The following is a 21,040-nucleotide window of genomic DNA, read 5'->3' as shown; positions in this document are numbered from 1 at the left end:
TTACAACGGGATTTTGTTTATTCTTCGTATATGTCGACCGCCTTCGAACGGAGTGTTTAAAAAGGCTTCGACGGTGCGAGTAGCTTCCTCCTGACTGATAAACCGACCGGGCATGACAAGTATGTTGGCATCATTGTGTTCACGAGCCAGTCGTGCAATTTCTTCCTGCCAGCATAAAGCGGCCCGTATTCCCTGGTGTTTGTTTAAAGTTATTGCGATACCATTTCCTGAGCCGCAGATCGCTATTCCGGGATATACTTCCCCGGCTTCTACAGCGTAAGCCAACGGATGGGCGAAATCGGGATAATCGCAACTTTCTGCAGAGCAGGTTCCGAAATCCTTATAGGATAATCCTTTAGAATCCAGTATTTGTTTCACATACTCTTTTAGTTCGTAACCTGCGTGGTCACAACATAAACCTAGTGTTTTCATCTTTATCTGTTAGAGGTAGTAAAAAAGAGTGTTTTCAAGGCATGCTTGAAGCTCCTTTCAAGGACCGCTTGAAACCTCCTTCAAGAGTCCCTTGAAACCTCCTTCAAGACATGCTTGAAGCCTGCTTCAACAGACCCTTGAAAGTAATAGGAACAAACAGCCCTCTTTTACCAGTAGTTTCTTATGCTAATAATTCTTTAACTTGATTGTATACATTCTGTCCTGTGAAGCCCAGCTTTTCGTCGAGCACCTTGTAAGGAGCGGAGAATCCGAACGATTCCAGACCCCAAACCTTGCCATTTGCTCCGACTAGGCCTTCCAGATTGACGGGCAGACCGGCAGTCAGGCCGAATATCTTACTTCCTGCCGGAATAACAGATTCCTGGTATTCTTTGCTCTGGCTACGGAATAACCCTTCGGAAGGAACAGATACGACACGAACCTTTACACCGTCGGCACGAAGCAAGGCTGCTCCTTCTTCCAATGTAGCAACTTCCGAGCCGGAAGCGACCATGATAACGTCCGGGTTTTCGTCGCTTTCTACAATATAGGCACCCTTTTCGGCCTGCAAGGCTTCGTTGTAACGATTACCTTTGGAGGGCAGGTCAGTGATGTTCTGACGGGAAAGGATCAAAGCGGTAGGAGTGGCTGTATTTTCCATTGCCATCTTCCATGCAACGGTTGTTTCAATGACATCGGCCGGACGGAGAACCAGCATAGAGTTGTGGCCCTTATGGTTCTTCAGTTTTTCCATCAGGCGGATTTGTGCTTCCTGTTCAACCGGTTCGTGAGTCGGTCCGTCTTCACCAACACGGAAGGCATCGTGCGACCAGATGAACTTCACCGGTTGTTCCATCAATGCAGCCATACGGATTGCAGGCTTCATATAATCGGAGAATACGAAGAAGGTACCGCAAGCCACGATCACGCCGCCGTGCAGTGACATACCGATACATACACAGGCCATTGTCAGTTCGGAAACACCGGCCTGGAAGAAGGCACCGCTGAAGTCGCCTTTCACGAATGAATGCGTTTTCTTCAGGAAACCGTCTGTCTTGTCCGAGTTGGACAGGTCGGCGGATGAGCAGATCATATTTTCAACCTTTGTAGCCAGTACGCCTAATACGGTAGCGGATGCGGCACGGGTTGCCTGGTTTGCTTTCTGTTCGATAGCTTCCCAATCCAGTTTCGGGGCTTTGCCTGAGAACCAGAATTTCATCTTTTCTGCCAGTTCCGGGTTAGCTTTCGCCCATGCTTCTTTAGCTGCATAACGTTCGGCTACGATAGCTTCCAGTTCTTTGGCACGCTTTGCATAGAGTTCGGCAACTTCCGGGAATACGGAGAAGGGGTTCTGAGGATCACCTCCCAGGTTCTTGATTGTTTCTTCGATGGATGCACCGGCGGCAGACAGGGGTTGTCCATGAGTAGATACTTTGTTTTCGTAGTTACTCTTGTCGGCACCCATGGCACCTTTACCCATGATGGTATCACCGATGATCAGGGTAGGACGCTGGGTTTCGGCTTTCGCTTCATCCAGAGCCTTGCGTATTTCATTTACATCGTTTCCGTTGATGCTGATCACTTTCCAACCCCATGCTTCATATTTCATAGCGACATTTTCAGCCGTTACTTCTTCTACGGTTGTAGAAAGCTGGATGTTGTTGGAGTCGTAGAACATGATCAGGTTGTCCAGTCCCAGTGTTCCGGCAACACGGCCGGCGCCTTGTGAGATTTCTTCCTGGATACCGCCATCGGAAATATATGCGTAAATAGTCTGGTTCATTACATCACCCAGGCGGGCTTTCAGGAACTTGGCGGCGATAGCAGCACCTACGGCGTAGGTATGGCCTTGTCCCAGCGGACCTGAGGTATTTTCGATTCCTCGCTTGATGTCAACTTCCGGATGGCCGGGAGTCGGGCTTCCCCACTGGCGGAACATAGACAGTTCTTCCATGGTGAATTTGCCTGTCAGGGCGAGGGCTGAATAAAGCATCGGCGACATATGTCCCGGGTCCTGGAAGTAGCGATCCCTGCCTTCCCATTCCGGGTTCTTAGGATCATAGACCAAATACTCTGAGAATAGTACATTGATAAAGTCTGCACCACCCATTGCACCACCCGGATGACCGGACTTAGCCTTTTCTACCATTGAGGCAGCCAGGACGCGGATATTGTCCGCTGCTCTGTTCATTACTTTAATATCGTTCATTTTGATGAATTAGTTTAATTTTTGCACAAAGATAGGGAATCTCTTCTTATAGACCGCCATATCATACAAACAATTCATTTTCTGTAAAGTTTCCTAACGTGCGATATTTCTCGCAGAGAGCCGGATATGCAAGGAAGTTACAAGGAGAAATAGAATCCCTGATTCAGCAGACGGTCATATTTCTCTTTATTGAACATATAATAGAAAGCGCCTCTTTTAGAGCCCTTTTTATCTTTCTCGTCCAGTTTTTCCAGGATATCCATGGAGTTTAGCTTCTTGCGAAAATTACGTTTATCCAATGGAGTTTGATAGATTACTTCATATAGACTTTGAAGCTGGGGGAGAGTGAATTTCTCCGGAAGAAGGTTGAAACCGATAGGACAGGTGGCTGCTTTTCTTTTCAGACGCGCCAATGTGTCGGCAACCATTTGGTTATGGTCGAAGATCAATTCGGGTATTTCACTGATTTTTACCCATTCGGCATTATGTTCTTTCAGCAGTTCCCGATTGAAGTCATTCATGTTAACTAAGGAATAGTATGCTACGGAGATAACCCGTTCCCCGAGGTCACGGGTAACATCTCCGTAGGCACCTACCTGTTCCATAAAAAGATTATCGATACCGGAGCATTGGGTAAGCACGCGGGATGCCGCTTCGTTTACGCTTTCGCCGGATTTGATAAAGCCGCCCATCAGAGACCATTGTCCTTTCAGAGGTTCAAAATTCCGCTTGTAAAGTAAAACATTGAGTTCACCTCTGTTGAACCCGAGGATGATACAATCTACTGCAACGAAAAATTTGACTTCGTTCTGATAAAATGCGGCTGTCATGATTTTATGGATATTGAATTAATTTTTTAAGCGAGTTTGCGTGCGCCGTCGCTGATTACTACTTCATATACTTTTGGTTCGTGTCCGAATTTCTTTGTATAAGATTCGAATGCTTCCTTAATGAAGGCATCGTGCAGTTCGTCTTTTACGAGGTTGATCGTGCAACCGCCGAAACCGCCACCCATGACACGTGAACCGGTTACGCCACATTTCTTGGCTACATCGTTCAGGAAGTCCAGTTCTTCGCAACTTACTTCATACAATTTGCTCATGCCGTGATGCGTTTCGTACATTTTCTGTCCTACGGTTTCGTAATCGCCTTTTTCCAGGGCTTCGCAAACGTCGAGTACGCGCTGTACTTCTTCGATCACATATTCGGCACGCATATAGTCTTCTGCGCTGATATCGCCTTTTACTTCGTTCAGCATGCCCATTGTTGCGTCACGCAGGAATTCTACTTCCGGATGATTGCGGCGGATGGCGGCGGCTGCGTTTTCGCAAGACTGGCGGCGTTTGTTGTAAGCCGAAGAAGCCAGCTCGTGTTTAACTACAGAGTCCAGCAATACCAGTTTATAGCCAACCGGGTTGAACGGGAAGTATTTATATTCCAAAGAACGGCAATCCAGACGGATCAGGCTTCCTTCTTTACCGAATACAGAAGCGAACTGGTCCATGATACCACAATTGACACCACAATAGTTGTGTTCTGTAGACTGGCCGATCTTTGCTAATTCGAATTTGTCGATACCCAAAGAGAAGAGTTCATTCAAAGCGAAAGCATAGGTACTTTCCAAAGCAGCGGATGAAGACATACCGGCACCCAGAGGAACATCACCTGCAAATACGGTATCAAATCCCTGGATCTGGCCGCCACGTTTGATGATCTCACGGCATACACCGAATATGTATCTTGCCCAGCTTGCTTTTGGAGCATCTTCTTCGTTCAGACCGAATTCTGCATAATCGTTCAGGTCGATAGAGAATGCACGAACTTTACCGGTTCCGTTCGGTTTGATCTCTGCGATCATCCCTTTGTCGATAGCACCGGGGAATACGAAACCGCCATTGTAATCAGTGTGTTCGCCGATCAGGTTGATACGGCCCGGAGAAGCAAATACAGTACCTTCTGTGTTGAATAACTCTTGAAATTTATCTCTGATTTTTTTCTGCATGATATTATTTCTTTTAAAGGTTATAAATAAAGAAATTATCCGGTTACGAATAAAACCGGATAATTTCATGAATAGACATATTGTTTATTTTATTCTGATTTCTTCGATGGTTTAGAACCGATAGCGGCATAGAACAGAATGTAAGCAGCACTAAAGAGTACAACCCAGTAGCTGGTCATATAATCAGTCATATCGGCAACCCAACCCTGGATGGCAACCATTACAGCGCAACCGAATACCATCGTCATAAAGATACCGCTGGCAATAGCTGTATATTTTCCTAATCCTTCGACAGCCATGTTGAATATACCGCCCCACATTACGCTGGTGCAAAGACCTACGAGAAGGAATGCCAGAATACCAACGGGAACTTCCTGCCAGATCACACTTAATGAAGCCCAGTCTACACCAGGAACTTCAACTGTATTTGTTTCGGGTGAGAACATACCGAAGCTAACCAATAGAAGAGTTGCGATCGATACGATAGTGATCATTGTGCGGCTGGAAACCTTACCACCGATACTTGCTCCCACGAAGCGTCCGATAAGCATCATCAACCAGTAAACAGCTACAATAAGACCAACGGTGCTGGCAGGTATGCCTTTCGCTGTAAGGTATTGAAGAATATAGGTCGGAGTTCCGACTTCAACGCTCATGTAAAGGAAGATAGCGAGTGCTCCCAATGCAAAATGGCGATGGCTTAAAGCGCCTTTGATCAAGCTTGTGTCGACAGGAGCCTGTTCCGGTTCTTCGATTTTAGTAAACATGATAACTACGAATGCGATAACGAAAATAGCAAGGGCGATCATTAATGCCGGTGTTGCGTCGGCAATATGTGCTTTGGCTGCATCACCGATAAGAGCTCCCATCAGGATGTAGCAGGCAACGGCCGCCGTACTATTGAACACGCCTCCGAGCTGGATAAGCTGGTTACCCTTGTTACCACCGCCACCGAGCAGGTTAAGCATCGGATTAACCACACAGTTAAGAATACACATTGTGAAACCGCTGATAAATGCTCCGATCAGGTAAACCAGGAAAGCGCTATCTTTGCCCACATGGCCACTCAACCATTGAACTAAAATACCTATGACACCTACGGCAAGACCGATAAGAGCTGTTTTCTTGTAGCCGTATTTGGCGATAAGCATACCGGCAGGGATACCCATTACCAGATAGGCAATGAAGTTACCATAGTTTCCAATTTGAGCAAGAACATTACTTGCTCCAAAGTCGTTCTTTACGATAATAGCCATTGGTGAACAAAGGTTAGTCACGAATGCAATCATTGCAAAAAGTGCAATCATAATGATGATGGCACCCCATTGTTTTTTTTCTTGAGTCATTGATTGATCTTTTTTATTGTTATTGATATATTAATTTTGTTATTTGTTATTCGGCTGAGAATTTATAGATAGTCTTGCTTTCGAAAACTTCTCCCGGACGAAGTACGGTCGACGGATATTCCGGTTTGTTCGGACTATCGGGGAAATGTTGTGTTTCCAGGCATAAGGCTGCTCTTGCCGGATAGCGTTGTCCGTTCTTTCCTTCGAAATTGCCGGTCATCCAGTTACCTGTATATAATTGTACGCCCGGTTGAGTAGTATATGTTTCCATGATGATACCGGTCTTGGGAGATTGACAGCGGGCACAGAAACCCAGTTCGCCTTCTTCCTTATTTAATATATAGGTATGGTCATAACCTCTTGCCCAGGTCAACTGGTCGGTCGGTTCGTCGATGCGGGTACCTACCAGATAAGGAGTGCGGAAGTCCATCGGCGTACCTTCTACTTTTTCGGGGGCACCGTAAGGAATGGCAGTTTCATCCGTAGGCAGATAATAGTCTGCATTGATGGTTAACGTATGGTCTGCAACTGACGGGTCACCGGCTCCTGACAGGTTGAAGTAGGAGTGGTTGGTCAGATTTAATACGGTAGGCTTGTCTGTTACGGCCTGATACATGATCACGACTTCATTGTCGTCGGTCAGGTGATAAGTGACAGTAGTCTGTAGTGTGCCGGGGAAACCTTCTTCGCCGTCGGCTGAGGTATATTTCAGTTCTACGGTCTGGTCGTCGGTTTGATTAGCGTCCCACACAACGGAATTGAAACCTTTTAGTCCTCCGTGGAGGCTGTTGGGGCCGTTGTTGATAGCCAGCTTATCGTATACAATACCATCCAGTGTAAATGTTCCTTTGGCAATGCGGTTACCGTAGCGGCCGCAGATTGCTCCGAAGTAAGGTTCTTCAGAGACCAGATAATCATCGAGGGAATTATGTCCGGTAACTACATCGGTTAACTTGCCGGACCGATCCGGTACCATAAGCGATACAATTTTTGCACCGTAGTTGGTAATGGTAAGTTCTGCACCTTTTTTATTGGTCAGGATACATAGCATCGTCTCCTTCCCGTCTATTTGCTTGCTGAAATTTGCAACAGCCAAGCCAGACAGTGTATTCTTGTTCTTCATGTATGTAATGTTATCAAAATTGCGTGTAAAATTAGCCTACTTCTTTGTAAGTAGGATGCGCGAAAAGATGTTATAAAGCATAAAGCGGCTTTTTGTCTGTCAAAAGAGTGTATTATCCACCTTTCTGGAAGCGAAGAATACGTTTTGCAATCCCAGTCAGGTTGCCCTTGTTGTATCATTTCCTGCTGAGAGGGTCGTACTCATTCGAACTGTTCCTGGTTGAGGGAGTAATATTTCCCTTTCAGTGCCAGTAATTCCTGATGGCTGCCTTGTTCGATAATCTTTCCATGTTCGAGGACGAGGATAAGGTCGGCGTTTCTCACTGTTGAGAGACGGTGGGCGATGATGAGGCTCGTACGTCCTTGCATCAGTTGGTCGAGACCTTTCTGGATAAGGATTTCGCTGCGGGTGTCGATATTGCTGGTCGCTTCATCCAGTAGCAGGATGGGAGGGTCGGCAATGGCGGCACGGGCGATGTTGAGTAACTGGCGCTGTCCCTGGCTCAGGTTGGCACCGTCGTTTTCAAGGAGCGTGTCATAGCCTTGGGGGAGGCGCTTGATAAAGGAATGGGCAGCCGTTAGTTTGGCAGCGGCAATGACTTCTTCGTCGGTCGCATCGAGACGGCCGAAACGGATATTTTCGCGTACGGTTCCGGTAAAGAGATGCGTATCCTGGAGGACGATTGCCATGGATTGACGCAGGTTGTTTCGTTTGATCCGGCGGATGGGATGACCGTCTATCGTGATTTCTCCCGACCGGATATCGAAGAAGCGGGGGAACATGTTCAGGATAGTTGTTTTTCCGGCTCCGGTGGCACCGACCAGGGCTATTTTGCAGCCGGCCCTTGCATGCAGGGAGATTCCTTTCAGAATCGTTTTCTCCGGTTTGTATCCGAAATAAACGTCTTTCATGGCTACGTCGCCTTGTACATGCTGTAATGCGATTGCGTCGGAAGTATCCGGCGCTTCGGGTGTTTCGTCTATGACTTCAAAGATACGTTCGGCACCGGCTATAGCAGCCTGGATACTGTTGTAGAGGCTGGCGAGTTCGTTGATCGGGCGCCCGAACTGGCGGGAGTATTGCAGGAAGGCGGCCAGTCCGCCGACATCGAATCCGCGGAAGATGGCGAGCAGGGCGCCGACGATGGTGATAAATACATAATTCAGCGTATTCAGGTTCTGCATGACGGGCATCATCAGTCCGGAGTAGAACTGGGCCTTTTGCGACTTCTCTTTCAGATCGTTGTTCTGCACTTCAAAGTCGGCATTTACTTTCTTTTCATGGCCGAATACTTTGACGACCTTTTGTCCGCTTATCATTTCTTCGATATAACCGTTCAGTGTACCGATAGATTCCTGCTGTGCTTTGAAATATTTGCGGCTTCGCTTTACAATTTCTTTTGCGCTGAGGAACATCAGCGGGACAGTAATCAGGGTTACAAGCGTCAGGACCGGACTGATATAAAGCATCAGGCAGAAGATACCAATCAGCGTCAGAGCGCTGGAGAGCATATCGGAGAGGCTGTCGGTCAAGGCGTCGCTGATCTTGTCGATATCATTCGTATAACGGCTCATCAGGTCGCCATGCTGATGGGTATCGAAATACTTGACCGGCAGGTGTTCCATCTTCTCAAAAAGGTCGGAACGCATCCGGGTGACTGTTCGCTGGCCGATCTTGTTCAATAATATATATTGGATATACACGGCTGCGACCCCTGTCAGATACACGACAGCCAGCATAATCAATATCCGTATCAATCCGTGGAAATCTCCCGGAATGATATAGTCGTTGATGATGGGCCGTAACATATAAGAGCCCAGCAGGTTGGCTATGATGCTGACAATAATCAGAAAGCCAATCACGAACAACAAGCGCCGGTCGCATGACAGGTACGATATCAGCCGACAGAAGGTTTTTCGTCCTTCTTTGGGTTTTGCATTATCTTTCAAGTGATCTCCGTGTGCCATAACTTAAAACAATACTTGTTGTGAATGATAGATTTCCTGATAGACGGTCGAACGCTTGATTAGTTCGTCCGGTGTTCCGATAGCGTTGATCTCGCCGTCTTCCAACACGATGACACGGTCGGCAGACTGCATGGTGTTGATTCGCTGGGTGATGATGAATACGGTTGTATCGTGCAGCATGGCATTCAGGTTGTTCCGTATTTTCAGTTCCGTTTCGGTATCGACGGCACTGGTGCTATCGTCCAGGATAAGGATTTTCGGTTTACGGAGCAAGGCACGGGCAATGCAGATACGTTGTTTCTGGCCGCCGGAGACATTGATACCTCCGCGTCCCAGCAACGTATTGTAACCCTCGGTGAAGGAGCAGATGAAATCGTGTGCTTCGGCGGCACGGGCGGCTTCTTCGATTTCCTCCATCGAAGCGTCCGGCTTTCCCCATCTCAGGTTGTCGATAATGGTACCGGTAAACAGTTCGTTCTTTTGCAGAACCATGCCGATGCGGGCATGCAGTTCATCCAGGTTATAGTTTTTTACCGGGATGCCGTCGATCCGTATTTCTCCCGAAGTGGCGTCGTATAAACGCGGTATCAGTTGCACCAGGGAGCTTTTGGCAGAACCGGTGGCACCGACCAGCGCAATTGTTTCGCCCGGGTTGGCCCGGAAACTGATATGTTGCAAGACATCGTTTTCCCCGCCGGTATAGCGGAAACCGACATTGTCGAAAGTCACTTCTCCTTTCTCTATCCGGTATTTATCCTGCAAACCTTCTTGTGTGTTGGTCAAAGAAGGTTTCGTATCCAGTACTTCCAGGATACGTTTGGAAGAGGCGGAGGCCCGGGCATACGACATAATAATCATGGAAAGCATCATCAGTGACATCAAAACCTGCGCCAGATAATTGACGAACGAAATCAGTTCGCCGACCTTCAACTCGCCGTACATCACTTTTTGTCCGCCCAGCCACAGGATAGCCAGGATGGATAAGTTCATAACCAGCTGCATGACCGGAAATATGGAAACGACAATATTGGATGCCCGGATAACCATATCGCGTAACTCTTCGCTGCTCCTGGTAAATTTCTTTGTCTCGAAATCTTCCCGGACGAACGATTTGACTACACGGATATTAATGAGATTCTCCCTGACCACTCCGTTCAGTTGGTCCACTTTCTGCTGTACTTTCAGGAAATAAGGAAACCCTTTGCTAAGTATCAGGTAAACGCTTCCGCCCAGAATGGGGATGGCGGCTATCAGTACAACAGCCAGCTCCCGGTTAATCCTGACAACGAAAAAGACAGCCATCGCCAACATAAGGGGAGAACGGAGCAGAAGCCGCATAGACATCAGCACAATTTGCTGTATACGGGAAATATCGCTTGTCAACCGTGTCACCAGCGAAGCCGAACTGAATTTATCTATATCGAAAAAGGACAGTTGTTGTATCTTGTCGAAAAGCCTGGTCCGCAAGTCGGTTCCGAAGCCGATACCGATGCGGGAAGACACATACACATTAATGATATTAACGAATAATCCCGCCAACGAAATCAAAATCATAAAGGTACCGACCCGTGTAATAACCGAAAGGTCACGAGGCATAACCCCGTTGTCGATAATCTCAGCCATAAACATCGGCTGAACAGTTTCACACAGTACAGTTATCAGTACAAGCAGCGGACTGACTGCCAGTCCTCCTTTATATTGTTTGAGTATTTGCCAATATTTCTCCATGTCGTTCTGCAAAGATAGAACATAATTGGGAAAAGAGTTGTTCGATGTGTTAAATACACTTCTGCTTACCCGGTGAGGCTTTTTGGTTATCCGATATAGTTTTCTTTTAATATTTCGGCGAAAGGTCTGTTTGTCAGTTTACTTTCTATCCATGAAAGTATATCGAATGTTTTAAGCAGTTGCTTTTCATATTTGTCTTCCCTGATTTTTACTATTTCTTTTTGAAATTGCATCCACAGTTTGTTTTGCGCTTTCTGATAAGACGGCAATGGATAGGACATGACAAAACGGAACAGTAGCTTTTCTGTACGGTATATATGTTTTTCATAATGAATATTACGCTTGATGGAGTTGATTTCATTTTCGAAAAAGCTGTAATCCCCCAGTTCAGCCAGTATCAGCAGATTTATCAACCGGGCCGTTTTATATGAAGGCAATGTATGAAATAGTTTGCCGGAGCTGAATATTTTCTTCATGCTTTTGTGTGCTCTCTCCGGTTCTTCCAGGCACAGATAAAGAATGGCAGTATTCAAATACAGTTTTAGTTGTGTTTCCAACCTGAGCAGGCCGATCTTTTTAAACAAATGATCTTCATAGTTGCCGGATAGTTCCAAGGCAATTTCGAACTTGCCTGTATTTATATAACTAACTTGCTCATATTGATAGATGGAAGCATTTATTTCCAAAAGAAATTCTGTTGCGTAGTCGCCCTGCTGCATTTTTCTCAGGCGGTCTATGAAAAAAGGCATTTCCTGGTACAGTCCTGCCAGATGAAGACTATCGAGAATGCCTTTTAGGGCACTCAAATAGTAAATCGGAGGATTCAGGATCAGGTGCTGATTCGATTCGAAAAGAGTAATAAGTTCCTGATAAAAACGGATGGCTGATTTATAGTTACCTGTATTCAGATAATAAGTGGCCTGAAACAGGAGATGTAGTTTTCTGGCTTCAAATCCTTTGTAGGAATTATTGGCTATCAGATTCAGTTCGCTTAAAACCAGGTCATTCAGGTTGTCTTTTTGTTTCTCGGAGCGTATATATCCTTTATTGGCAATCCGATGTTTTAAAATATCATATAGTTGCAGGTGAAGATTGATATTTCTTGAATATTTCATGATGTCATTGATCTTCATCTGTTTATTGACCAGTTCCCGTTCAGATATTTCATTGAAGCCGAGTGAACTGAGATATTTAAGTTCAGTCCGGCGTATCAGAAGGAGGAGCGGATCGTTTTCATAGGTCGCTGCAAGTTTTTGGGCTTTATTCAGTTGATTGAAGGCTTCTTCAAACAGTTCTCTTTCGAACAGAATGTCTGCTTTTGTTATATAGTTGAAAATAGTTGCCTGTACATCTTCTTTCTTCCGTAAATGTACCAGGCAATCCATAATCACCCGGTAAAGATGCTTGGCTGCCATATCGAAATTGTTCTTGTTTTCCTCCTGGCAATAGAGCCTGTAAACTTCGTCGGAAGGAATCCCTTTATTGATCAGGTCGAACAGGAAAAGATAGTTCTTTTCACCACTTTGCAAATTGGCATATAAACGGAAGTATCTTTTTTCTGCCTTTGTCAGAGACTGTATAAGCTGTATGAGATGATCAGGATTCGTGTATTTCATGTCAGTAACGGATTTATTTATAAAGTGTTTTTGAGGTAACATCAGTGCACGAATTTAGAATTTTTTTTTATTTGGGATTATCTGTATGGATAAATTATTTATGGAATAGTAGAGAATATAGAGCTATATTTGTATCGCTTCATTGCAGACTTTAAATTCGTATAGATATGGATACAGAACAATTAAGGCGGCATAATATCCTGGTGGTGGGCAGTAGCAACACCGACATGGTAATCAAGGCCGGACATCTTCCCCGTCCGGGGGAAACCATTCTGGGAGGAACTTTCTTTATGAATCCCGGAGGAAAAGGTGCAAATCAGGCGGTCACTATTGCCCGTTTGGGAGCATCTGTAACTTTTATATGTAAGACAGGCAGTGATATTTTCGGACATCAGTCTCAGCAACTTTTCGAAGAGGAGGGGATTAATACTTCCTATATCTTTTCAGACTCGGAGTATCCTTCCGGCGTAGCTCTGATAACAGTAGATGAGCAGGCCGAAAATTGTATAGTGGTGGCTTCCGGTGCAAATGCCAATTTATTACCTTCGGATCTGGCAAAAGCGGAAGAGGCTGTCGATCTGGCAGATATTGTTTTGATGCAGTTAGAGATACCGATGGAGACTGTAGAATATGTTGCAGAGATCGCATATTATAAGAATAAAAAGGTGATATTGAATCCGGCTCCGGCACAACCGTTATCTCCGTCGTTATTAAAACATCTTTATATGATTACGCCTAACGAAACAGAGGCGGAAATGATTTCCGGAGTTAAAATAACCGGGCAGGAGTCGGCGGTTAAGGCAGCACGTGTTCTTTCTGAAATGGGCGTGCAGAATGTCATCATTACGCTGGGTTCAAAAGGGGCGCTGGTCTATTGCGACGAAGGAGTGGAGTTTATCCCTGCTTTCAAAGTAGAGGCTGTGGATACGACGGCAGCAGGTGATGTCTTTAATGGCGCCTTGGCTGTTGCTTTATCGGAAGGGCGGAACCAGATCGAGGCTGTCCGGTTTGCCTGTAAAGCTTCCGCTATTTCCGTCACACGGGTCGGGGCACAATCGTCCGTCCCTTACAGGAGTGAAGTCGATATATTTGAATAACAACTATAATCTGTATATTATGAAAAATCTAATTATTCCTGTTTTATCAGGTTGTTTTCTCCTGTTGGCTTCTACGGCTTGTTCCGAACGAGCGTCGACAACAGGAAAGCAAGTTGTTTTACCATCGGAAATATCGATCAGCAAAGACAAATTGATGGATAAGATCAAAGGAGGCTGGGCCGGACAAACGATTGGTTGTACATACGGAGGGCCGACGGAGTTTCGTTATAACGGGACGATGATTCAGGATTATGTTCCTATTGTCTGGCCGGACGGGTATATAAAATGGTGGTATGAGAATGTTCCGGGATTATATGACGATGTTTATATGGACCTTACTTTTGTTGATGTCTTCGACCGTCTGGGCTTGGATGCACCTGTCGATTCTTTTGCGATGGCATTTGCGAATGCCGGATATACGCTATGGCATGCCAATCAGGCTGCACGCTATAATATCCTGCAAGGTATCATGCCTCCCGCTTCCGGCCATTGGCTGAACAATCCGCATGCAGATGACCTGGATTATCAGATCGAAGCAGATTATGCCGGTTTGATGTCGCCGGGGATGCCGAATACAGCTTCGGAGATATCGGATAAGATCGGGCATATCATGAATTATGGCGACGGTTGGTATGGTGGCGTTTATGTGGGAGCCATGTATTCACTCGCATTTGTTTCGGATGATATAGCGTTTATAGTTTCCGAAGCCCTTAAAACGATTCCGGAAGAAAGCCGTTATTATCAATGTATGAACGATGTGATCCGCTGGCATAAAGAGTTTCCGTATGATTGGAAACATACCTGGTTTGAATGCGAAAAGAAATGGAGCGAAGATATCGGTTGCCCGGATGGCGTTTTTGTCCCGTTCAATATCGATGCTGTAATTAACAGTGCTTATATCCTGATCGGTTTGTTGTATGGTGAAGGTGATTTTTATAAAACGATGGATATTGCCACCCGTTGCGGGCAGGATTCCGATTGTAATCCGGCTTCGGCCGCTGGAATTTTAGGGACAGTTTTAGGGTACAGCAAGATTCCTGAATATTGGTTGAAAAACCTGAGAGAAGTGGAGGATATGGACTTTGCCTATACTACGATCTCTCTGAATAAGACCTACCGGATGAGTTTTAACCAGGCTTTGCAGGTCGTAGAACGGAATGGAGGGAAGATAGAAGGAGATAATGTCTTTATTTCCTGCCAGCAACCTGTTCCGGTAAGATTGGAGAAGGCTTTCGAAGGATTATATCCGGTAGACCGTATAGGTGTTAATAAACAAGTGGCAAAAGTGGGTGACGTTACATTTGAAGGGACAGGCATTGTCTTTAAAGGGAATGTGCAGGCCAGGGATAACGAGTATGTTGCCCGTGTGGAAATGTACATAGATGGGGAATTAGTGGAAACAGCCAATTTACCCGCTTCATATATTACCCGCCGCCATGAATTGTTCTGGAAATATCAGTTGCCTGAAAAACAGCACACCGTCACTTTTAAATGGCTGAATCCCCATCCGGATGCATCAGTCAATTTCGGTGAAGCGATTGTTTATTCGGATGCACCATTGAAAATAAACCATCAATAATATCATATCATGAAACATCCATGAAATAAATTTCGTCCAAGAGAATGTAAATAGGGGGGTATTGTTTACTTTAGTGTCATTCACTCGAAAAAACGAATGCAATGAAAACAGTACCTTTTGAACAAGTCATCCTCCGGGGTTGTGGAATAGATGTCCACAAGGACATGGTAGTTGCTACGATAAGTGGCGAAGGTCTCAAAACTGAAACCCGCAGTTACAAGACCTTCAGTAGTTCTTTGACAGAATTAAAAGAATGGTTATTATCCAGTGGCATTACGCATGTAGCCATGGAAAGTACCGGTGTTTACCGGAAGCCGGTTTATAAGATTCTTGAATGTCCTGATATGAAAGTCTGGATCGTGAACGCACGGCACATCAAGTATGTTCCCGGGCACAAAACGGATAAAAAGGATAGTGGCTGGATTTGCAAACTGCTTTTAGCAGGTTTGTTGAAACCGAGTTATATCCCGGAGCGTGAACAACGTGAGCTTCGTGATTTAACCCGTTACCGTAACAAGTTGATCCAGCATGTATCTTCTGAGAAAAACCGTATTGTTCGTATCCTGGAAGATTGTAACATCAAACTTTCCAGCGTGGTGTGCAGCCTGGACGGAGTCGTGGCGAACAAGCTGATAGATATGTTGATCGATAAGGGTCATGTAACAATGGATGACATAACTTGCATCTATCATAAAAAACTTGAAGCCAGTCCGGAACTTCTTTATCAGGCTTGTGAAGGCTTTATAGAACCGCATCACATCTATATGTTGCAGACCATCCGTAAAGATATGGAACAGACGAAAGCCATCATAGCTGACCTTACCTGCCGTATAAAAGAGGTTTTATCTCCTTATGAGAATGTGATGGAACTCTTGCAGAAGATCCCCGGACTTAGCCGGAAAACGGTTGAAGATCTGATAGCAGAGATAGGTGTGGATATGGAAGCCTTTCCAACCGAAAAGCACCTGGCTTCGTGGGCCGGTGTCTGTCCTGGCAATAACGAGAGCGCAGGTAAAAAAAAAGTGGTAGAACCACCCATGGCAACAAACAGTTGAAAGCCGTAATCACGGAGGCTGCGTGGGCAGCCACCCGTACCAAGAACACCTTTTACAGTGCACGTTATCACCGTTTAGCCGCCCGTCGAGGGAAAAAGAGGGCTTTAGTAGCAGTAGGACACTCGATCCTGAAATCGGTATGGCATGTACTGAAAGAGGCTTGTGAGTATAAGGAACTCGGTGCGGAATATCTCAACCAAAGGATGGAGCAGAAACGGAAAAATTACTTGAAGAAAGAGCTGGAAGCACTTGGCTATAAAGTTAAAATCAGCCGTGATGATGGTCCAATCCCAGAAGTAGGTTAAAAACATAGAGAAGGTCGATTTTTACTGGCTTGTTGTCGTAAGAAACAGCAAGAGGTCGCTCATGAAACTGATCTCAACTGCTAAGCGGTCAAGACTGCGAGTCCTTTAACGCGTGTATGAAATTTTTTTTTTCTTAGCTGTTGTAAAATTATAAAATGCCCAAAGATAATAGCCAACCGCATTTGTATCTATACAAGTGCTCTCTTTTGTTTTGTCTGAATTCTAAAAAAATCAATTTATTAATGGTTTAAACGGCTCTCTTGAGATAGGGAGCGCAATTTATTTACATATGAAACATCTATTTTTGTTAATCTGTGTATTATCCCTGCTGGTCTCCTGTAACAGTACACCGAAGAAAACCGTACAGGAAACCGCCATGCAGCCTGTCAGTCTGATCCTGGATACTGATTTGGGGCCTGATTATGATGATGTCGGTGCAATGGCTGTCATGCATGCCCTGGCTGATAGCGGATATGTCGATATTCTTGCAACTTTGTCATCCAACCATGATGAATCAGTCGTCCCTTGTATCGAAGTATTGAATACCTATTTTAATCGTCCTTCCATTCCTGTCGGGGCGCCCAAAAGCGAAGGCGGTGTAACGATGACTTCCGGTCATAAGATCAAATGGACGGAGGCTTTGCCTGATAAATATCCTCATAAAACAAAGAAGACGTCGGATGCTCCTGATGCCGTTCAGGTATATCGCAAAGTGCTGAGTGCGCAGCCAGATAAAAGTGTGGTGATCTGTACAATCGGCTTTTTTACCAATCTGAAAGACCTGTTACATTCCGAAGGTGACGAATATAGCCCTTTGTCAGGAAAAGAACTGGTCGCTAAAAAGGTAAAACAGGTTGTCGCTATGGCTGGCTTTTTCCCAAAAGGACGGGAGTTCAATGTCTTTTGTGACACGCCGGCTTCGAAGACTGTGGCAGAACAATGGCCTACTGAAATTGTCTTTAGTGGTTTTGAGATCGGAAATGTCGTTTTGACGGGTAAGAAGCTGGTCGCTTCCGATATAACGGATAGTCCCGTAAAGGATGCTTATGCCTTGTGCTTTGCGGAAGGAGATCCGGACGGACGGATGAGTTGGGATCTTACGGCTGTCTGGGTCGCCATTAAAGGATATGACCCTTATTATAATGTGGAACGTGGAATATTCAAAGTGATCGATGAGGAAGGTACTAACACTTGGATTCCGGACGAGAACGGAAAGGACCTTCGTCTGATAGAAAAGATGCCGGCCGGTCAGATGGCTGCCTTGCTGGAAAATTATATGATGCATCAACCTGGTTCTAAATAGTAAAGATATGTTTATTGTACAAAGTTATACATTGGCAATTGTTTTTTGTGTTGTGACCATGTTGTGTTGGGGCTCATGGGGAAATACACAGAAACTGGCCTCCAGGACATGGAGGTATGAGTTCTTTTATTGGGATTATGTGATCGGAGTTCTTTTGTTCTCCGTTATCTCTGCTTTTACCTTGGGTAGTATCGGTTCCGAAGGCCGCAGTTTTATTCCCGATCTGATGCAGGCCGAACCGGTCAGCATCGGCAGTGCGTTTTTGGGAGGAATCATTTTTAATGCCTCGAACATATTGCTTTCGGCAGCAATAGCCATATGCGGTATGTCCGTCGCTTTTCCGGTAGGAGTTGGTTTGGCTTTGGTTTTGGGTGTCCTGATCAATTATTTTGGTGCCGCTAAAGGAGAGCCATTGTTTATTTTTGTCGGTGTGGCATTGATTGCTGTTGCGATCCTTCTGAACGGGCTGGCTTATAAAAAAGCATTGGTCGGCTCAAAAAAAGTTTCCGGAAAAGGAATATTTATTTCTGTTGCAGCCGGCGTGATCATGGCTTTCTTTTACCGTTTTGTTGCTGCTTCCATGGATCTGGAAAACTTTGCCTCTCCCGCAGCAGGCAAGTTGACGCCCTATACGGCTGTTTTCATTTTTGCCCTCGGCGTATTTGCCAGCAATTTTCTCTTTAACACGATTGCAATGAAAAAACCGGTAGAAGGCGCCCCTGTCTCTATTGCCGGTTATTTTAAAGGGAATATCCGTACCCATTTTGTCGGGATATTAGGCGGAGTGATCTGGTGTATAGGGCAGTCATTCAGTATGATTGCTTCTGAAAAAGCCGGAGCCGCCATTTCTTACGGCCTGGGGCAAGGTGCAACATTGGTTTCGGCCCTGTGGGGAATCCTGATCTGGCATGAATTTAAAGGAGCGCCCAGATCTTCCGGTTATCTGAATTTGGGAATGTTCCTGTTTTTTGTTGTCGGTTTGGGTTTCCTGATCTATGCAGGCGTTTGATTCGCATAATTTGAACTGATCTGGGGGATAAAAGGTAAATAAAAATGCCATTTATCCCCGTTTTTATGCTCTAATGCCAAAAATATCGGGAAAAAGCCTTACTTTTGTCTTAGTTTCTTGTTTATTGGGTATAGTATATAACTAAAAAAACAGGTCTATGAAAGAAGAAGGTGATGTATTCAAGAAGTTCCGTGACTCTTTTAGCAAGATGGACGGACATTTCCATATATTAGAACAGCGTGTTCCGGTTGAACTTCAGATGGAATATTTCAAGTATTCCGAACAGGTTCGTAAAGAAAGGGCAAAACCGGATTTAAACGATATGGATTATACAGCCTTCCGCGAAAGTCTGTCTAATCCGGAGTCGACAACCGATTATAAGAAATATATTTTATCCATGCTGGCAACTTCCCGCGAGGTGAAAGCCTACCGGATGCTGGAAGATTATGTGCAGCACCCGGACGAAGATGTGAGCAACTGGGCTTATATGGCTTTGATGGAAAGTCGCATCTCTTTGGAGTCGGAGTTGTCGGATGAGAAACAAATATATATTTCGACAGGGCTGGGAGGCAAAGGTGAGAAATTGCGCTTTTACGTATTGATGTTATCCAGGGATCGTAAACCTTTCCTGGAGTATCAGCGTAAAGTCATAGAACGTGAGTTCGCTTATTTCCTGCCGAAGGCCGACTGCGAGATAGAGCGCCTGACGATCGGGGAGCAATATGTGGAACTGGTGTTTTTGATACCGGTACGTGCAGACATCAAGTTAACCCTTGACAAGGTTATCAATGAATGTAACCAATACGGCGATTTCCTTTCAGACATCTTTACAATAACAAATGTAAAGGAACTGACCGAGCAGGAAGTCACTGATATTATAAATAAGAATGGAAACAGTAAAACAAGCCATTAAGTATGGTATAGTGGGAGTGGGGAACACCGTTATAACAGCTGTCGTTATCTGGATAATGATGAAGCTGCTCGGTTGTTCGGATATTGTATCGAATATAGTCGGTTATGCGGCGGGGGTACTGAACAGTTTTATCTGGAACAAGCAATGGACGTTCCATAGCGATGCGGGCTGGATGAGCAGTGCCGTTCGTTTCGGTGTTGTGTTCGGTATCTGTTATCTGATGCAACTAGGTTTGCTGATGTATCTGAATGCCAACCTGTCGATCGATCCTTATTATAACCAGTTGCTGGCTATGGCTTTTTATACGGTTATTAATTTCGTAATGAATAAGTTTTATACATTCAAGTCATAAAAAGCAGATGAAGAAGCTTGCAGTTATAGTGCCGTGTTACAACGAAGAGTTGGTTATATCCGAATCATACCGTCGTACAAAGGAAGCATTGCAGTCGGTGCCTATTGCTACTGAAATTATTTATATAAACGATGGAAGCCGGGATAAAACCCGGGAATTGCTGGATGGTATAGCTGCCTCCGATCCACAGGTAAAGGTAATCCATTTTTCAAGAAACTTCGGACATCAGCCGGCCGTAACGGCAGGTATCAATAACTGTGACGCTGATCTGGCCGTCATACTCGATGCCGATATGCAGGACCCTCCCGAACTGATTCCCGGTATATTGGAATTGCAGGAAAAAGAGCATGCAAACGTAGTCTATTGCGTACGAAAATCGAGGGAAGGGGAAAGCTTTTTCAAAAAAATTACCTCAAAAGCATTTTACCGTTTGCTTAATTATATGAGTGACGTCAGCTTTCCGCTGGATACCGGTGACTTCCGTATGATCGACCGGAAAATTATGGATCAATTCGACCGTTTTCAGGAACGGGGTAAATATATCAGGGGATTGATAAGCTGGCTCGGTTATAAGCAGGTGCCGTTTTATTATGAGCGGGAAGCCCGGATTGCCGGTGAAACGAAATATCCTTTCAGCAAAATGTGGAAGTTTGCTTCGACGGCCATGTTGTATTTCTCTAAAAAGCCGCTTCGGTTGGCAACAAGTTTGGGATTTATAGCTGTGGTGGTCGGTATTGTTTTGGCCGCCTGGTTTACACTGGGAAAAATCTACGGGTTCAGTAATGCCGAAAGCGGTTGGACTTCCATTATGACATCTGTTATTTTCTTCGGCGGTGTCCAGCTGTTGACGGTGGGTGTTTTAGGACAATATGTAGGGATTCTGTTCGATGAAATCAAAGCGCGTCCCGAATATATTATTGACGATAAGAAAAACTTCTGATAGTATATTTTTAGTTTCTTCCGGATGAAACAGTTGTTTCTCCCGGAAGAAATTTTAGTTTCCT

Annotated in this window: 18 protein-coding genes; 9 read left to right on the top strand and 9 right to left on the bottom strand. The window is 45.1% G+C overall.

The genetic code is table 11. From position 1 onward, the window contains the following. The 9 genes from rpiB to HMPREF1535_RS21320 form a co-directional block, all read right to left on the bottom strand. Positions 1–432 carry a ribose 5-phosphate isomerase B gene (rpiB, locus tag HMPREF1535_RS21360; protein ID WP_046147402.1) on the bottom strand — a complete coding sequence of 144 codons (432 nt, stop codon included), beginning with the start codon at positions 430–432 and terminating at the stop codon, positions 1–3. 181 nt (positions 433–613) lie between these two features. After that, the gene (locus HMPREF1535_RS21355) at positions 614–2,641 is read right to left on the bottom strand and encodes a transketolase family protein (RefSeq protein WP_046147401.1); all 2,028 of its coding nucleotides are present in this window, start codon (positions 2,639–2,641) and stop codon (positions 614–616) included. Between the two features lie 137 nt (positions 2,642–2,778). After that, positions 2,779–3,471, bottom strand: coding sequence for an NUDIX hydrolase (locus HMPREF1535_RS21350; protein ID WP_046147400.1), 693 nt, complete (start codon positions 3,469–3,471; stop codon positions 2,779–2,781). 26 nt (positions 3,472–3,497) lie between these two features. Further along, positions 3,498–4,643 carry a galactokinase gene (gene galK, locus HMPREF1535_RS21345; RefSeq protein WP_007658278.1) on the bottom strand — a complete coding sequence of 382 codons (1,146 nt, stop codon included), beginning with the start codon at positions 4,641–4,643 and terminating at the stop codon, positions 3,498–3,500. Between the two features lie 89 nt (positions 4,644–4,732). Continuing rightward, on the bottom strand, positions 4,733–5,989 hold the full coding sequence (locus HMPREF1535_RS21340) for an MFS transporter (RefSeq protein WP_007658274.1): 1,257 nt from the start codon (positions 5,987–5,989) through the stop codon (positions 4,733–4,735). A gap of 46 nt (positions 5,990–6,035) precedes the next feature. Continuing rightward, positions 6,036–7,112: an aldose epimerase family protein gene (locus tag HMPREF1535_RS21335; RefSeq protein ID WP_007658272.1), complete on the bottom strand. Its 1,077-nt coding sequence runs from the start codon at positions 7,110–7,112 to the stop codon at positions 6,036–6,038. A gap of 200 nt (positions 7,113–7,312) precedes the next feature. Beyond that, positions 7,313–9,079 (bottom strand): ABC transporter ATP-binding protein, encoded by a 1,767-nt coding sequence (locus HMPREF1535_RS21330; protein WP_046147399.1) that lies wholly within the window; start codon positions 9,077–9,079, stop codon positions 7,313–7,315. 3 nt (positions 9,080–9,082) lie between these two features. After that, the gene (locus HMPREF1535_RS21325) at positions 9,083–10,807 is read right to left on the bottom strand and encodes an ABC transporter ATP-binding protein (RefSeq protein WP_007658266.1); all 1,725 of its coding nucleotides are present in this window, start codon (positions 10,805–10,807) and stop codon (positions 9,083–9,085) included. A gap of 86 nt (positions 10,808–10,893) precedes the next feature. Then, complete coding sequence (locus HMPREF1535_RS21320; protein ID WP_044214345.1) at positions 10,894–12,423, bottom strand: hypothetical protein; 1,530 nt, start codon at positions 12,421–12,423, stop codon at positions 10,894–10,896. A 167-nt stretch (positions 12,424–12,590) separates the two neighbouring features. Between HMPREF1535_RS21320 and rbsK the strand changes: the two genes are divergently transcribed. The 9 genes from rbsK (at position 12,591) to HMPREF1535_RS21275 (ending at position 20,976) form a co-directional block, all read left to right on the top strand. Further along, positions 12,591–13,520 (top strand): ribokinase, encoded by a 930-nt coding sequence (rbsK, locus tag HMPREF1535_RS21315; RefSeq protein WP_007658257.1) that lies wholly within the window; start codon positions 12,591–12,593, stop codon positions 13,518–13,520. Positions 13,521–13,539: 19 nt separating this feature from the next. Further along, a complete protein-coding gene (locus HMPREF1535_RS21310; RefSeq protein WP_007658255.1) occupies positions 13,540–15,099 on the top strand; it encodes an ADP-ribosylglycohydrolase family protein in 1,560 nt (519 codons plus the stop codon). 101 nt (positions 15,100–15,200) lie between these two features. Next, a complete protein-coding gene (locus HMPREF1535_RS21305) occupies positions 15,201–16,154 on the top strand; it encodes an IS110 family RNA-guided transposase (RefSeq protein ID WP_046147398.1) in 954 nt (317 codons plus the stop codon). Further along, positions 16,151–16,459 carry a hypothetical protein gene (locus HMPREF1535_RS26125; protein WP_007657317.1) on the top strand — a complete coding sequence of 103 codons (309 nt, stop codon included), beginning with the start codon at positions 16,151–16,153 and terminating at the stop codon, positions 16,457–16,459. Before HMPREF1535_RS21305 ends, HMPREF1535_RS26125 begins: the two co-directional genes overlap by 4 nt. Before the next feature lie 289 nt (positions 16,460–16,748). Continuing rightward, the gene (locus tag HMPREF1535_RS21295; RefSeq protein WP_007658250.1) at positions 16,749–17,762 is read left to right on the top strand and encodes a nucleoside hydrolase; all 1,014 of its coding nucleotides are present in this window, start codon (positions 16,749–16,751) and stop codon (positions 17,760–17,762) included. 7 nt (positions 17,763–17,769) lie between these two features. Beyond that, complete coding sequence (locus tag HMPREF1535_RS21290) at positions 17,770–18,771, top strand: GRP family sugar transporter (protein ID WP_007658249.1); 1,002 nt, start codon at positions 17,770–17,772, stop codon at positions 18,769–18,771. Positions 18,772–18,928: 157 nt separating this feature from the next. Beyond that, positions 18,929–19,684, top strand: coding sequence for a hypothetical protein (locus tag HMPREF1535_RS21285; RefSeq protein ID WP_007658243.1), 756 nt, complete (start codon positions 18,929–18,931; stop codon positions 19,682–19,684). Continuing rightward, entirely contained in the window at positions 19,659–20,036 is a 378-nt protein-coding gene (locus HMPREF1535_RS21280) for a GtrA family protein (protein WP_007658237.1), read from the top strand. Before HMPREF1535_RS21285 ends, HMPREF1535_RS21280 begins: the two co-directional genes overlap by 26 nt. A gap of 7 nt (positions 20,037–20,043) precedes the next feature. Beyond that, positions 20,044–20,976 carry a glycosyltransferase family 2 protein gene (locus HMPREF1535_RS21275; RefSeq protein ID WP_007658236.1) on the top strand — a complete coding sequence of 311 codons (933 nt, stop codon included), beginning with the start codon at positions 20,044–20,046 and terminating at the stop codon, positions 20,974–20,976. Positions 20,977–21,040: the final 64 nt, after the last annotated feature.

Source organism: Parabacteroides goldsteinii DSM 19448 = WAL 12034 (genome assembly GCF_000969835.1).
Lineage (GTDB): Bacteria > Bacteroidota > Bacteroidia > Bacteroidales > Tannerellaceae > Parabacteroides > Parabacteroides goldsteinii.
Note: the sequence above shows the minus strand (reverse complement) of the source record. Positions and strands in the feature narration are given on the sequence as shown.